The 15,020-nt window shown below is 52.4% G+C and carries 11 protein-coding genes; 9 read left to right on the top strand and 2 right to left on the bottom strand.

From position 1 onward, the window contains the following. Positions 1-452: 452 nt before the first annotated feature. The 6 genes from Q0499_RS19405 (at position 453) to Q0499_RS19430 (ending at position 8,121) form a co-directional block, all read left to right on the top strand. Positions 453-3,020: a DNA translocase FtsK gene (locus Q0499_RS19405; RefSeq protein WP_299203597.1), complete on the top strand. Its 2,568-nt coding sequence runs from the start codon at positions 453-455 to the stop codon at positions 3,018-3,020. 2 nt (positions 3,021-3,022) lie between these two features. Further along, positions 3,023-3,679: an outer membrane lipoprotein chaperone LolA gene (gene lolA / locus Q0499_RS19410; protein ID WP_299203122.1), complete on the top strand. Its 657-nt coding sequence runs from the start codon at positions 3,023-3,025 to the stop codon at positions 3,677-3,679. Continuing rightward, positions 3,679-5,025: a replication-associated recombination protein A gene (locus Q0499_RS19415; RefSeq protein ID WP_299203125.1), complete on the top strand. Its 1,347-nt coding sequence runs from the start codon at positions 3,679-3,681 to the stop codon at positions 5,023-5,025. The genes lolA and Q0499_RS19415 overlap by 1 nt, the downstream gene beginning before the upstream one ends. A 3-nt stretch (positions 5,026-5,028) precedes the next feature. After that, positions 5,029-5,403, top strand: coding sequence for a fluoride efflux transporter CrcB (gene crcB / locus Q0499_RS19420; protein WP_299203128.1), 375 nt, complete (start codon positions 5,029-5,031; stop codon positions 5,401-5,403). Positions 5,404-5,425: 22 nt separating this feature from the next. Continuing rightward, positions 5,426-6,697 (top strand): serine--tRNA ligase, encoded by a 1,272-nt coding sequence (serS, locus tag Q0499_RS19425; RefSeq protein ID WP_299203131.1) that lies wholly within the window; start codon positions 5,426-5,428, stop codon positions 6,695-6,697. 203 nt (positions 6,698-6,900) lie between these two features. After that, positions 6,901-8,121, top strand: a complete 1,221-nt coding sequence (locus Q0499_RS19430) for a UbiH/UbiF/VisC/COQ6 family ubiquinone biosynthesis hydroxylase (protein WP_299203134.1) — start codon at positions 6,901-6,903, stop codon at positions 8,119-8,121. A 112-nt stretch (positions 8,122-8,233) separates the two neighbouring features. On the opposite strand, the gene Q0499_RS19435 is transcribed toward Q0499_RS19430, so the two are convergent. Beyond that, a complete protein-coding gene (locus Q0499_RS19435; protein WP_299203137.1) occupies positions 8,234-8,890 on the bottom strand; it encodes a phasin family protein in 657 nt (218 codons plus the stop codon). Positions 8,891-9,256: 366 nt separating this feature from the next. Here Q0499_RS19435 and Q0499_RS19440 point away from each other — a divergent pair, with 366 nt between their 5' ends. Together Q0499_RS19440 and Q0499_RS19445 are read left to right on the top strand one after the other, a co-directional pair. Further along, complete coding sequence (locus Q0499_RS19440; RefSeq protein WP_299203139.1) at positions 9,257-12,163, top strand: insulinase family protein; 2,907 nt, start codon at positions 9,257-9,259, stop codon at positions 12,161-12,163. A gap of 73 nt (positions 12,164-12,236) precedes the next feature. Then, complete coding sequence (locus Q0499_RS19445; RefSeq protein ID WP_299203142.1) at positions 12,237-13,121, top strand: DMT family transporter; 885 nt, start codon at positions 12,237-12,239, stop codon at positions 13,119-13,121. A gap of 34 nt (positions 13,122-13,155) precedes the next feature. Here Q0499_RS19445 and Q0499_RS19450 read toward each other — a convergent pair whose 3' ends face one another. Beyond that, positions 13,156-14,112, bottom strand: coding sequence for a 5'-nucleotidase (locus Q0499_RS19450; RefSeq protein WP_299203145.1), 957 nt, complete (start codon positions 14,110-14,112; stop codon positions 13,156-13,158). A gap of 154 nt (positions 14,113-14,266) precedes the next feature. Between Q0499_RS19450 and mtgA the strand changes: the two genes are divergently transcribed. Continuing rightward, positions 14,267-14,959: a monofunctional biosynthetic peptidoglycan transglycosylase gene (gene mtgA, locus Q0499_RS19455; protein ID WP_299203148.1), complete on the top strand. Its 693-nt coding sequence runs from the start codon at positions 14,267-14,269 to the stop codon at positions 14,957-14,959. Positions 14,960-15,020: the final 61 nt, after the last annotated feature.

Genomic DNA, 15,020 nt, shown 5'->3' on the forward strand with positions numbered 1-15,020 from the left:
GCAGGGCCTGAGCCCAGAATAATCAATTTATGGTGTTGTATATCGCTCATTGGTGATCCGTTTTCTGTTCACGCATTGTATTGAGGCCTATTATGCCCGTTTCACCGAGCGGACAAAACAGGGATGAGTGCTGAATTTTTTAATCTGTCGCAGGTCAGACACTCTTTGTTTAGTCTTTCAGCACTAATTTCCAGAGTAGCGGACATTATTGTTCAGTTTATGCTCAGTCCGGTCCGTTATGCTGAATAAAGAGTATAAAAGTCCGGATTGTGTCTGGGGAGCCGGGGCTAAATATGTTATTTTTTAGCTCATTTTTATGGATAGATGTAAGGATATTTTTCTTGTCTCATAGTAGTCAAACAAATAGTCACGACAGCCGTAGCAAAGAAGCCGGTAGCAAAGCTGATTCCCGCGAAACTAAGATCGTCTCTTTCTCAGAACTGCTCGGACGGGTGGTGAAAGAGGGCGGGCTGATCATTGTTATCGGTTTCGCTGTTTTTCTGCAGTTCGCTCTGTTTGGTTATGACAGTCGGGACCCGGGCTGGTCTCACCTGGGGTATCAGCCAGAAGCGCGAAACTTTACCGGCTATGTCGGTGCCTGGCTGGCCGATCTTATTCTGTCAGTTTTCGGTATCGCTGCATGGCTGGTTCCGCTGATGCTATTAGTGCCAGCACTGCGCTTTATGGTGCGTCGGCATGTATCGCTGCTGGATGGTATCCCCTTTATGATGTTGCGCTTTACCGGCGCAATACTGGTGCTGCTCTGTCTGGCAACCCTGGCGGCCACCCATCTGTCCAATGCCGAAGCGATGCTGCCATTCAGTATGGGCGGGCTGGTCGGGCAGGCGGTGTCTGATCTTGCGGTATCGCTGTTTAGTCTGATTGGTAGTTCAGTGGTGATCTGGACTGTACTGTTGTTCGGCTTTACCTTAATGCTGGAACTGTCCTGGTCGCACTTGCTGGAACGACTCGGTCAGGCACTCTTTTCGCTGGGTGCTAAGTTGAAACCGGCGGTGCGTGAAAAACCTCAGAAACCAGCGGTAAACCCGTATGCTCAGGAGGATGAAGAAAAGCGTAATCTGCTCAGAGCCGCAGCCCGGCAGGGACATCCGCAAGAGGGCAGTTTGCGCACAGAACCGGGCATCAGTATCAACGTGCCTGTTGTGGGTGATGAGCGGCGCAACGACTCCAGAAGTCGTGATCAGCCGCTAACGGAATCAGCGCCGGAGAGTTACTCAGCCGATCATCAGTACGATGAGACACTGACGATGCCCCGGCGGGAATATGCCCCTGATCAATACGAGTCGGTCACCGTTAGTGATGAAGAACTGGACGCAATCCCGCTGGTGACACAGTACGCTGATCCTCACGCCTCGCAATCATTCCACCCTGATCAGCCGTTTGTGGCTGTCGATCGCAAAGGGGTTAAGGTGGTGCCTCTGTCGGAGGCGCATACGCCGATGAAGGACAGTGAGTTGGGACTGGATCATATCCCTCAGGCAACCCGTCGCCGTGAGCCGCGCAGAAAGATTCCTTCGCTGGATCTGCTGGATGCGCCTGAGCTTAAACAGGGGCACTGCTACAGCGATGATCAGCTGGAAGAGATGTCACGTCTGCTTGAAAGTAAGTTGAAAGACTTTGGCATCGTCGCCGAGGTTGTCGAAGTCAACCCTGGTCCGGTGATCACCCGCTTTGAGATGCAGCCGGCGCCAGGCGTCAAAGCCAGCCGGATAACCAATCTGGCACGCGATCTGGCCCGCTCCATGGCGGTGATGAGTGTGCGGGTGGTGGAAGTCATCGCGGGAAAATCGGTTATTGGTATTGAGATTCCGAACGAAGAGCGGCAGATGGTGCGCCTGAGTGAAGTACTTAACTCAAAACCCTATAAAGAGGCGTCATCCAAACTGACATTGGGTCTGGGAAATGATATCGCCGGTAATCCGGTGGTTGCCAACCTGGCGAAGATGCCCCATTTGTTGGTAGCGGGTACCACCGGTTCCGGTAAGTCTGTCGGTGTCAACGCGATGCTGCTGAGCTTGCTGTTTAAAGCGACCCCGGATGAAGTCCGACTGATGCTGGTCGACCCGAAAATGCTGGAGCTGTCAGTCTATGAGGGCATTCCACATCTGCTGGCGCCGGTTATAACCGATATGAAAGAAGCGGCAGGTGGTTTGCGCTGGTGTGTTGCTGAGATGGAACGGCGCTATAAGCTGATGTCCAAAATGGGCGTCAGAAACATCGCTGGTTACAACGACAAGGTTACCGAAGCCCGTGACCGGGGTACCCCTTTGCTTGACCCACTGTGGAACCCTGAAGAGCAGGGGCTGCCCTCTGATGCACCGGCACCCTACCTGGAGACACTGCCCTATATCGTCGTCTGTATCGATGAGTTTGCCGATATGATAATGGTGGTGGGTAAAAAGGTCGAAGAACTGATTGCGCGAATTGCGCAAAAAGCACGGGCGGCTGGTATTCACCTGATTCTCGCCACTCAGCGCCCCTCTGTGGATGTTATTACTGGTTTGATTAAGGCTAACATCCCTACACGGATCGGCTTTCAGGTGTCTTCTAAGATCGATTCGCGCACGGTACTGGACCAGAGCGGTGCAGAACACCTGCTGGGCAACGGCGATATGCTCTATCTGCCAGCGGGTAGCAGTCTGCCTAACCGGGTTCATGGTGCCTTTGTCAGTGATGATGAAGTCCACCGGGTGGTCGAAGCCTGGAAGAAGATCGGTGCGCCGGATTATCTGATTACCGACCTTTCTGAGGTGGTTGAAGGGGGCGGCGGAGCATTTTCCGGGGATATGGATGAGGAGCAGGATGCGTTGTATGACGAGGCGGTCGCTTTTGTTACCGAAACCCGCAAGGCATCGATCTCTTCGGTGCAGCGTAAGCTGAAAATCGGTTATAACCGGGCCGCCCGAATGATTGAAACCATGGAAGCCGCAGGCGTTGTGTCTACGGCCAGCCATAACGGTGCCCGTGAAGTGCTGGCATCGCCACCGCCTAAGGATTGATGATGACATTAAAGAAGATAGCCGCGGCTGCGCTGCTGGGTTGTTCGCTGAGTTTCTCTGTGCTGGCGGGTATCCAGGAAGATGCGGCCAGCCAGCTCAATAGTCAGTTGGCAAAGTTTAGTAGTTTCAGTGCTGAGTTCGATCAGGTCTCTGGCAGTGAAGATTCACGGCGCATGGAAAACTCACAGGGCACGCTGCTGCTGGCCAAACCCAACAAATTCAGATGGATTGCTACCGAACCGTTTGCGCAAAAGCTGATCAGCGATGGCGAAACACTGTGGATCTATGACCCTGATCTGGAACAGGCGACGAAACGCAAAGTGGCAGAAAGCGATGCTGGCGTGCCAGCCCTGATTCTCAATGGTCAGATAGAGGAGCTGCAGGCACACTATACGATTCGGCTGCTTCAGGAAAAAGGCGATGATCAGCTGTTTGAACTGTTGCCACTGCAAGAGGCTGATGTATTCACCCGTATCCGTTTGTTGTTTAGCGCGGGTCTGATTAAAGAGCTGCAGATGGAGGATTCTCTGGGTCAGCGAACATCTATACTCTTTAATAATCAGAAGCTTAATCCAGACTATTCAGAGGATGCTTTTACATTTATTCCCCCTGAGGGCACTGATATTATTGTCGAGAACAAAGCGGAGCCGGTTAACTGATGGCGGACCTGTTTGATGATCTGCAACCGCCAGGATATGAACCTCTGGCGGCACGGATGCGGCCCCGATCACTGGAAGAGTATTGCGGTCAGCAACACTTGCTGGCACCGGGAAAGCCGCTGCGCAAAGCGCTGGAGCAGGGCACTGTTCACTCGATGATTCTCTGGGGGCCACCCGGTGTTGGTAAAACAACGCTGGCACGCTTGCTCGCCCATCAGGTTGATGCCCACTTTATTATTCTGTCTGCAGTGCTCTCCGGGGTTAAGGATATACGTGCGTCGGTGGATCAGGCGTTGCAGGTCAAAGCGCAGTCCGGGCGTAAGACCATCCTGTTTGTCGATGAGGTGCATCGTTTTAACAAGTCCCAGCAGGATGCTTTTCTTCCCTATATAGAAGATGGTACGTTCCTGTTTGTTGGTGCCACCACTGAAAATCCCTCATTCGAACTGAATAATGCACTGTTGTCCCGGGCGCGGGTTTATCTGCTACGAAGTCTGGAACAGAGCGATATTGAAGCGTTGTTGCTGCGTGCCTTGCATGATAAAGAACGTGGCATACCGCAACAGCCGCTGGTGTTTGCTGACGGAGCGCTGCAGCAACTTGCTGCAGCCGCCGACGGGGATGGGCGTCGCGGGCTTAATCTGCTTGAAATAGCTGCGGATCTGGCTGATTTCGATGGCACTGAATATACCATTGGGCCGCAGATTATCGAGGAGGTGCTGAAGTCCAGTGCCCGTCGTTACGATAAGCAGGGGGATCTGTTCTACGACATGATCTCCGCTTTTCATAAATCGGTACGCGGTTCATCACCCGATGGTGCGCTGTACTGGTATTGCCGGATGCTGGATGGCGGCTGTGATCCTCTCTATATTGCCCGGCGACTGGTGGCTATCGCCTCAGAAGATATTGGTAATGCTGACCCACGGGCGATGCAGGTTGCCCTGTCGGCCTGGGATGCCTTTGAGCGGGTTGGCCCGGCGGAGGGCGAACGGGCAATCGCTCAGGCGGCGATCTATTGTGCCAGTGCGCCGAAAAGTAATGCGGTCTACCGGGCCTTTAATCAGGCGATGGCGGATGTGCGCAGTGAACCCGGCTATGACGTCCCGGTGCATCTGCGCAATGCGCCGACCAGTCTGATGAAGGACCTTGGATATGGGGCTGAATATCGTTATGCTCATGATGAGCCCGATGCCTATGCCGCCGGTGAGTGCTATCTGCCGCCGGAGATTGCGGGTCGGCACTATTACCAGCCAGAACCGCGAGGACTGGAAATTCGCATCGGCGATAAACTTGAGCATCTGCAAGCGCTGGATCGAGCCAGTAGCAAACAACGTTATAAGGATTAACCCATGCTACACCTGCTTTCCGTCGCCACAGGCGGCGCAGTCGGAGCCCTGGCCCGTTATTGGGTGAGTGGGGTGCTGGTGAGTAATGCCCAGTTTAAACTGCCCTATGGGACGATGCTCTGTAATGTACTGGGCTCCTTTCTGATGGGTATATTCTTCGTTTTGATTATGGAGAAAGCCCGCATCAGTCCGGAATTAAGACCGCTGCTGATGGTTGGTTTTCTCGGCGCATTCACAACTTTTTCCACCTTCTCGCTGGAAGCCGTGACCATGCTGCAAGAAGGGCATATAATGTCCGCCGCAATTTACATATTAATGAGCGTAGTGCTCTGCATGGTCGCCCTGTATAGCGGCTTATGGTTTACTCGCCTGTTCTGACTTTAAGGTTGTTTCTGACATCATGCTAGATCCTAAATTTTTACGTGCAAATCCTGAAGAGGTAGCACAGCTACTACTCAAAAAGGGTTATAAGTTTCCGGTTGACGAGTTTAATGCGCTGGAGAATCAGCGTCGTGACGTGCAGGTTGAGTCTGAGCGCTTGCAAAATGAGCGTAACATCCGCTCCAAAAACATTGGTAAAGCAAAAGCAGCAGGTGAAGATATAGAACCGCTGCTGGCTGAAGTCAGCACCCTGGGTGAGCAACTGGATGCCGCCAAAGAGCAGCTGAAAGTCGTTCAGGAACAGATGGATGCGCTGCTGATGGGGATGCCTAATATTCCCCATGAGTCGGTGCCTGCGGGACTGAGCGAAGACGACAATATCGAGATTCGGAAGTGGGGCGTGCCTGCTCAGCTGGATTTTGAGCCAAAAGATCATGTCGACCTGGGTGAGCAGAACGGCGGGCTGGATTTTGCCACTGCGGCGAAGATTACCGGTGCACGTTTTGCGGTTCTGCGGGGCGGTATCGCCCGTATGCACCGGGCCCTGATTCAGTTTATGCTCGATACCCACACCGCAGAACACGGCTATGAAGAGACCTACGTCCCTTATTTGGTGAACGCTGATTCATTGCGTGGCACCGGCCAGCTGCCTAAATTTGAAGAGGACCTGTTTAAGGTTCCCGGTGAGCGGGATTACTACCTGATCCCGACGGCTGAAGTTCCGGTCACCAACATCGTTCGTGATGAAATTATCGATGCTGAGCAGATGCCGCTGAAGTTTGTAGCGCACACCCCCTGTTTCCGCAGTGAAGCGGGCAGTCATGGTCGTGATACCCGTGGCATGATCCGCCAGCACCAGTTCGAGAAAGTTGAACTGGTACATATTGTAGAGCCTTCCAAATCATGGGATGCGCTGGAAGAGCTGATCGGAAATGCTGAAACGATTCTGCAGAAGCTTAATCTGCCATACCGTGTCGTCACCCTGTGCGGTGGTGATCTGGGTTTCAGTGCGGCAAAGACCTACGATATTGAAGTATGGCTGCCGGGTCAGCAGAAATACCGTGAAATCTCCTCCTGTAGCAACATGGAAGATTTCCAGGCTCGCCGGATGATGGCGCGCTGGCGTAACCCGGAAACCGGTAAGCCCGAGCTGGTGCATACGCTTAACGGTTCTGGTCTGGCGGTCGGTCGTACGCTGGTGGCTATTCTGGAGAACTATCAGACGGCAGAAGGTAAGGTGAAAGTACCTGAAGTGCTCCTGCCGTATATGGGCGGCATTACCGAGCTCTAAGCCTGAATCTGTCAAAAAAGCGCCAGTGGCGCTTTTTTTATACCTGCTGTCAGCTGTTGATGGCATAGCTGATACCTGCATCCATCGATAACTATTGCCCGGATAAAGCGTTTGAAAACACTTTAGAAGCATCGGGCTGAAAGGTACAATTCAGAGCCATTTTAACAACCTGAGATAGGCTGTTTATCGCTAGCGGAGAGAACATGAAAAACCGGTATGATCTGTTAATTGTCGGTGGTGGTATGGTGGGTGCGACCATAGCGGCGGCCCTGGGGAATACCGATCTCAAAATTGCGGTTGTAGAGCAGCAATACCCTGACCCGTTTCAGCCCGGTTCTGAACATGATCTGCGGGTATCGGCGCTGAGCATCGCGTCAGAACAGATTTTCAAAACTCTCGGAGTCTGGGATGGCATCGTCTCTCGCAGAGTCTGCCCGTATCGGCGGATGAAAGTGTGGGAAAGTGATGAAAATCGAGCGGCTACTGAGTTTGTCAGCGACGACATTGGTGCCGATCACCTTGGCTATATTGTCGAGAACAGAGTCATTCAGCTGGCCCTGCTGGAACACCTGAGTCAGTTCGACAATATCGATCTGATCTGTCCCGCAGAAACCGTTGATGTCGATTACTCTCCCGGCTGCAGTCTGCTGCGACTGGCTAATGGCCGTGAACTGATCGGTAAACTGATGATCGCCGCGGATGGCGGTGGCTCAAGGGTGAGAATGGCGGCCGGTATCGGTGTCCATAGCTGGGACTATGATCAGCATGCGCTGGTCGCTTCCGTTATCACCGAGCAGCCTCAGCAGGATATTACCTGGCAACAGTTTACCCCTGATGGCCCTATGGCGTTTCTGCCGCTGTCGGGGCACCGTGGATCTTTAGTGTGGTATAACCGCCCGTCTGAAGTCAGGCGGCTACTCAACCTTGATGACCAGCTGTTCATCAATGAACTGAGCACAGCGTTTCCCGATCGGCTGGGCACCATTGAGACACTACTGGAGCGAGGTGCATTCCCCCTGCGACGCCAGCATGCCCAGCAGTATGTCAAAGAGGGTGTTGCCCTGGCGGGTGATGCCGCCCATATGATCAACCCGCTGGCAGGTCAGGGGGTGAATATCGGCCTGCTGGATGCTGCTGTCCTGGCGGAAGTTATCCTTAAGGGCCATCGTCAGGGCGTTGAGATTAGCGATCTGTCATTATTACAACAGTATGAGCAGCAGCGACGCAGCCATAACCTGATGATGATGCAAGTGATGGATGGTTTTTACCGGGTGTTCTCTAATGACCTGTTACCGCTGAAGCTGCTACGAAACTTTGGTCTGGGCGTTGCCGAACGATTAGCCCCGGCGAAAAACAAGGTGATGCGTTTTGCGATGGGACTGGAAGGCACACTGCCGGCACTGGCCCGGGGTGAAAAGCTCTGAGGCTGAAAAACGATAATTGAGCTATTGTGAAGCTAAAGTCCTTATGCAGGCCTTAAAAGAAACATAAAAAAACGGAGCCTTCAGGCTCCGTTTTTTATTAGGGGAAGGTCGCTTATTTAGCGTCCTCAGCCTTCGGTGCTGCAGGTGCTGGCTTAGCCGCTGGAGCGGGTGCAGCAGCAGCCGGAGCTTCGGCTTTCTTAGCTGGTGCGGCTTTCTTAACCGGGGCAGCCTTAGCAGCAGGTGCAGCGGTTTTCTTCGCAGGAGCGGCAGCAGGTTTCTTAGCAGCAGGCGCAGGCTTAGCAGCGGCTTTTGGTGCGGCAGCTTTCTTCGCAGGGGCTGGTTTGGCAGCCGCTTTTGGTGCAGCAGCAGGTTTGCTTTCCGCTTTGGCAGCAGGGGCTGCTGCAGATGTCATGAACTTACTCAGGTCTTCAAAGTAGTTCATATCTTTCAGGCCCAGGCCTGCAAAGCTTTTCTCAATAACGGCGGTTAACTCATCTTTAGCTGAGTTCAGTGCAGCTATCTCTTCTTCTGCAACGCTGCTCAGTTTAGCTTCAAGTGTCTTAACGAACTCAACCTGAAGTTCGATCGCTTCTTTAGGATCTTTGATAGAAGACAGAGCCTGCATTTGCGCCATAGTAGCGTTAACAAAGTCAGATACATAACCAGACTGCAGGGCAATCAGTTTCTCTGCAGCTTTTTTGTTGATCTCAGCCATATCAACAACTGGCTTCATATTTTCCTTAACGTCTTTCATCATATCTTCGTACATGTTTATTCACCTGTGATCGCAAGAGTTTCAATCTTTGTGCGTTGCAGCAATTTTGTCCACTATATTAGCCGCATACAATAATGTCAATTATATTGTTGCGGTGCAACATAAGGATTATTTTTCAAAGAACACAACTGTTTGGCAGAAGTTTCCGACTGTATCAACCTAAAGACTATTGATGAAAAAAACATGACAATAGGCGAAAGATTGAGACTACCGGACGCGTCCTGCTAATTACTGTAGCTCAGTTCCTGTTAAAGTTGCGGGTAATCTGTCATTTCTTTGATCCGAACGGGTCAAAACAGATTGATTTAGTTACAATGATCGCAATATCTAGCTATGAGATCACAGACATTGGATAACGTTATGACTTGTCACCCGGCTTTTACCCTTCAGCGCACTGAAACAATTGAATCACTGGGCATCGATATGCAGGAGTATGTCCATACCCGCACCGGCGCTCTTCATTATCATATAGCCGCTGACAACCAGGAAAACGTATTCCTGGTTGCGTTTCGTACCGTGCCGGAAGACAACTGTGGTGTCGCCCATATTTTAGAACACACTGCGCTGTGCGGTAGTGCTAAATATCCCGTGCGTGACCCTTTCTTTATGATGAGTCGGCGTTCGCTGAATACCTTTATGAACGCATTCACCAGCAGTGACTGGACCGCGTATCCCTTTGCCAGCCAGAACCGTAAAGACTATTTTAATCTGCTGGACGTTTATCTGGATGCGGCATTCTTCTCCCGACTGGATCCACTGGATTTTGCCCAGGAAGGACACCGGATTGAGTTCAGCGAGGCCGATAACGCTGACAGTCCGCTGGTCTATAAAGGTGTGGTTTATAATGAGATGAAAGGGGCGATGAGTTCGCCGGTTTCCTATCTGTGGCAAACTCTTACCCGTCATCTGTTTCCATCGACTACTTACCATTACAACTCCGGTGGTGACCCAGAGGCGATACCCGATCTCAGCTATGAGCAACTGCTGCACTTTTATAAAACCCATTACCACCCATCCAATGCGGTATTTATGACCTTTGGTGATATCCCGGTTGAGGAGTTACAACAACGCTTTGAGGCTCAGGCGCTTTCCAGCTTTGAAAAGCTGGATGAAGAGATCGCTGTAGGGGATGAAAAACGCTACTTCTCGCCTGTCAGAATAGAGGAGGCCTATGCGCTGGATGATGAGGACAGCAGTGGTAAAACCCATCATGTGCTGGCCTGGTTGCTTGGCCCGAGTATCGATCTCGAACAACAGCTTAAAGCCAACCTGCTGTCCCGTGTGTTGCTCGACAACAGCTCTTCACCGCTGCGCTATGCTCTCGAGTCAACCGACCTGGGTGCATCGCCTTCGCCGCTCTGTGGTCTGGAAGAGTCCAACCGTGAGATGGGCTTTATGTGTGGTATCGAAGGCAGTGAGCCGGAGAAAGCCGCTGAGTTTGAACAACTGGTGCTGGATACACTGGCTAATGTTGCTGAGAACGGCGTGCCTCAGGAACACCTGGAAGCGGCCTTACATCAGCTTGAACTCAGTCAGCGGGAGATCAGCGGTGATGGTTATCCCTACGGCATGAGTCTGATTCTGGCATCGCTTTCCTCCGCTATTCATCGCGGCGACCCGATTGCGTTGCTGAATCTGGATCCGGTGCTGGCTAAGTTGCATGAAGAGATTACCCACCCGGACTTCATCCCATCGATGGTGCGTGAGTTACTCGATAACCCGCACCGGGTAAGACTGACACTGAGGCCTGACGCCAAGCTGGCAGAAAAACGCGATGCGGCTGAAACGGCGAAACTGGAAAAGATTCGTCAGTCTCTTGATGAAAGCCAGAAGCAGGCGGTTATAGACCAGGCTAAGGCACTTGAAGCACGGCAAAATCAGATTGATGATGAGTCTCTGCTACCTAAAGTCACCATTGCAGATGTCCCTGCGCAGATGCATATTGCCCAGGGCGCCGAAGCATCGTCGCAGGGGTTTACCTATCATTTTTACCCTCAGGGTACCAATGGGCTGGTGTATCAGCAGGTGATTATGGATCTGCCGCAGCTGACGGAAGAGGAGCAGCAACTGATTCCGCTTTACAGCAACTGTCTGACGGAGCTGGGTTGTGACGGCAAGAGTTATCAGGATACTCAGGCATGGCAATCACAGGTGTGTGGCAGCATCAGTGCTTACGCATCGGTGCGTGGCGACATTGAGGACGAGCAAAAAGTCAGCGGTTATATGACGCTCTCAGCTAAGGCGTTGCTGAGCAAGAATACTGAAATGACCGAACTGATGCATAAAACCCTCACCAGTGTTCGTTTTGATGAGCTGAGCCGGATTCGCGAGATGGTGTCTCAGCAGCGTACCCGTAAAGAGCAGAGCGTCACCGGGCAGGGCCACAGCCTTGCCATTATGGCCGCGGTCAGCCAGTTATCACCGGGCGGACTGTTATCCCATAACCAGCGTGGTCTGCAAAGCATCCGTGCGGTAAAAGCGCTGGATGAAGCTATCCGTGATGAGGGAAAACTCAAACAGCTGGCGAGCTCTCTGGAGCAACTGCATCAGAAGATCCTCAACGCGCCACGCCGTTTTCTAATTGTGACGGAAGCAGAGCATCAGCAGGCGATAGCGGAGACTCTTGCGGCGCAATGGCAGACCGCTGTTGATGACAGTGGCTTTAAACCCTTTACCCTGCCATCGACTCGTAAGGGTGTTAAGCAGGCCTGGACCACCAGCACCCAGGTTAACTTCTGCGCCAAAGCCTATCCTACGGTTCCGGTTGAACATCCCGATGCTGCCGCGTTGACGGTACTGGGTGATTTTCTGCGCAACGGTTTTCTACACCGAGTGGTGCGGGAGAAAGGCGGTGCTTATGGCAGTGGTGCCGGTCAGGACTCTGCTGATGCAGTGTTCCGTTTCTTCTCCTACCGGGATCCGCGTCTGAGTGAAACCCTGGCGGATTTTGATGCCTCTCTGACCTGGCTGCAAAGCAGTGAGCTTGAAGCACAAAAACTGGAAGAGGCGATTCTCGGTGTGGTGAGTAGTATTGATAAACCGGGCTCACCTGCCGGGGAGGCGAAGCAGGCCTATCACAGCGCATTGTTTGGCCGTACAGCCGAGCAGCGAGAAGCGTTCCGTCAGCGTATTCTTAAGGTGACCCTGGAAGATCTGAAGCGTGTCGGGGCTACCTATCTTAAACCTGAACTCGCCAGTGTTGCGGTGGTTACCAGCCCCGCGGCGGCGGCTAAACTGGATGATCAGTTCGAGATTATCGCCATTTAACGATGGGTTAACGTTTTATAAATAGGGAGTTCAGATAGCCCTTCTGCAACCGGCAGGAGGGCTATTGTTGTTTATGAAAAGCAATAATTTTCTGCTGGGTGCTGCGCTGATACTGGTATCCGAAATGTTTCTGGTGCTATCCGGAATGGTTATCAAGCAGCTGTCAGGTGAGTTACCCACGGAGATGATCGTTTTCTTTCGTAACTTCCTCGGTCTGATGCTCTTTATCCCCTGGTTGCTTCGCAATGGCGGCAACGTTCTGCGTACTCAAAAGCTACGATTTCATCTGATGCGGGCAGGGGTGGGTGTCACCGCGATGACCTGCCTGTTTTATACCTGGGGGCATCTGCCCCTGGCTCAGGCGGCGTTATTAAAGCAGACAGCGCCTTTCTTTATGCCGCTGATCGCCTTCTGGTGGTTGAAGGAGCGTATTAGTCTACAGGTGAAATTTGCGATTCTGGTTGGCTTTATCGGGGTTGCATGTATCATTAATCCAGACAAATCCGCTATCAATATCGGCATTCTGATCGCCTTAGTCGGTGCTTGCCTGGGGGCGCTTGCGAAGGTGACTATTCGTCGGATGAGAGATACGGAATCGCCACAGATCATCGTCTTCTATTTCGCATTTTTTGCTGCATTGCTATCAGCCATCCCTGCCTGGCTCAGTGGTGCCGGGCTTAATCTGGTGCAGTTCGGCTGGCTGATTGTACTGGCAGCGACCTCCACTGTGGCGCAGCTGTTCCTCAGTAAAGCCTATGGTCTGGCCCAGGCGGGCCAGTTAGCACCTTACACCTATGGCTCGGTGGCGATGGCAGCCCTGTTTGGCTGGCTGGTCTGGGATGAGGTATTGGGAATGAATACCTTGTTAGGTATTTTGCTGGTCAGTTGTGCCGGCATCGTGGCGATGATGGGTAAACGAGAGCCGGTGATTAAGCCGGCTACCGATCCGGTGCTTTGACGTTTAACGCACCTCTCTGATCACGCTTTTCGTTTCAGCCGCCATGCTCATCCTTCTCTTCTAAGGGAGGCGATTGGCTGAGGCTTTGAATGCGCGAGTCGCTGCGATAGGGCACCTGACTGCTGGGAACCCGCTTCGAGGCCGTTATCAGATGTGCCGGTTGGTCATCAAAAAAGATATGTGGGCGCAGCGCACTTAATACCGGCTCTTTACTCATGCCGCCGAGAAAAAACGCCTGATCGACATTCACACCCCATTGCCGCAGCGTTTTAATCACCCGCAGATGTGCCGGGCCGTTACGGGCGGTGACAATGGATAAGCGCAGCGGGGAGCGATCGGCACCGAGTTTCTGGTTGAGTCGGGACAAAACTCTGACCAGTTTGGCAAAGGGACCATCGGGTAACATCACGTCTTCATTGTCCGATTCATTCTGCTGAAAGCGCTCCAGTCCCTCGGTTTTGTAGATATATTCCGACTCATCTGAAAACAGCACCGCATCGGCATCGAAGGCGATACGGATCTGGTCACGGTCCGGCTGGAAGCTTTCCGGTGGATCATAGATCAGCGCAGCAGCACAGTCCTGGGTATCAATCGCCACCTGTGCATCATCTGAATGTCGTGTCAGCAGCAGGTCAACACTATAGGCCTGCAGAAAAGGGGCGAGGGATTCACCTCCGGTAAAGGCAGAGCGGGTAATATCCAGTTGGTAGTGCTGAATGGACTTAAGCACCCTTAAACCTGTGTCGGGGCTGTTTTTTGACATCACCACCACTTCAACAAGACGTTCTTCAGACAGGGCGTTAAGGCTAAGCAATGCTTCTACCAGATGAAACGCGGTTCCTTTGCCGAGAATCTTATCTTCCTGCTCAAACTGATAGCGGCGGTAGGCCTCAACATCCTCTTGCTGGTAGATACTGTCTTCATGTTCCAGATCAAACAGTGCCCGGCTGGAAACGCCAACCACCAGAACCTCATCAAAGGCAAATGTCATTATCTTGTCCGCTGTTTACGATCAATTCATCCATGCCGCTAGTTAACCACACTACAGGCAATGAATCATCTGTGAGTGCTGTTCAAAAAACAGTCTATGTTCGGTATGATCATTCCTATTCCGGCGTCATCCTTAACCCTGCGGTAACCCTATTTTGAAAGCTTCCCGTTGCTCAATTCGCAAGTGGCTGATCCGTATGCTGCTGGCGCTGATCCTGTTTCCTGTTTTGCTGGTACTGGCGCTGCGCTTTGTCGACCCGGCGGTGTGGATGTGGCAGATTCAGCGGGAACTTAATCCACCCACAGGTTATCCGGCAAATACGCACCATACCTGGGTGCCTCTGGAACAGATATCTCCGGCGATGCAACTGGCGGTTATCGCCTCTGAAGACCAGAAGTTCCCGCAGCACTGGGGGCTCGATCTGGAATCTATCTCGGATGCGTTAAGTGACAACGAAAAGGGCGGGCGGGTCAGAGGGGCCAGCACACTGACCCAGCAAACCGCCAAGAATCTATTCCTCTGGCCGGCAAAGAGTTACCTGCGCAAAGGACTGGAAGCGGGGTTGGCGGTATTAATGGAAACCCTGTGGAATAAGCCGCGTATTCTTGAGGTCTATCTGAATATTGTTGAGTTTGGCCCCGGAATCTATGGTGTAGAAGCGGCAAGTCAGACCTATTTCCATAAATCGGCGAAGCGGCTTTCAACCACAGAAGCGGCACGGCTGGCTGCGGTATTACCCAACCCTTATCGACTGAGTGCCGCACGCCCCAGTAACTATGTCTGGCAACGGGTTCGCTGGATTGAAAATCAGATGCGCCTGTTGGGACCTGATCACTGGAACCCATAAACTCACAGCGCTGAAGCTCTTTACCGGAAATAGCGCTGAAGCTCTCTGTCGGCAATATAAT

Source organism: uncultured Amphritea sp. (assembly GCF_937127095.1).
In the GTDB taxonomy this organism is placed as follows: domain Bacteria; phylum Pseudomonadota; class Gammaproteobacteria; order Pseudomonadales; family Balneatricaceae; genus Amphritea.

Coding starts and splice junctions, on each gene's coding strand:
- lolA (WP_299203122.1), top strand. CDS start 3,023: ATGACATTAAAGAAGATAGCCGCGGCTGCGCTGCTGGGTTGTTCGCTG.
- Q0499_RS19415 (WP_299203125.1), top strand. CDS start 3,679: ATGGCGGACCTGTTTGATGATCTGCAACCGCCAGGATATGAACCTCTG.
- crcB (WP_299203128.1), top strand. CDS start 5,029: ATGCTACACCTGCTTTCCGTCGCCACAGGCGGCGCAGTCGGAGCCCTG.
- serS (WP_299203131.1), top strand. CDS start 5,426: ATGCTAGATCCTAAATTTTTACGTGCAAATCCTGAAGAGGTAGCACAG.
- Q0499_RS19430 (WP_299203134.1), top strand. CDS start 6,901: ATGAAAAACCGGTATGATCTGTTAATTGTCGGTGGTGGTATGGTGGGT.
- Q0499_RS19435 (WP_299203137.1), bottom strand. CDS start 8,890: ATGTACGAAGATATGATGAAAGACGTTAAGGAAAATATGAAGCCAGTT.
- Q0499_RS19440 (WP_299203139.1), top strand. CDS start 9,257: ATGACTTGTCACCCGGCTTTTACCCTTCAGCGCACTGAAACAATTGAA.
- Q0499_RS19445 (WP_299203142.1), top strand. CDS start 12,237: ATGAAAAGCAATAATTTTCTGCTGGGTGCTGCGCTGATACTGGTATCC.
- Q0499_RS19450 (WP_299203145.1), bottom strand. CDS start 14,112: ATGACATTTGCCTTTGATGAGGTTCTGGTGGTTGGCGTTTCCAGCCGG.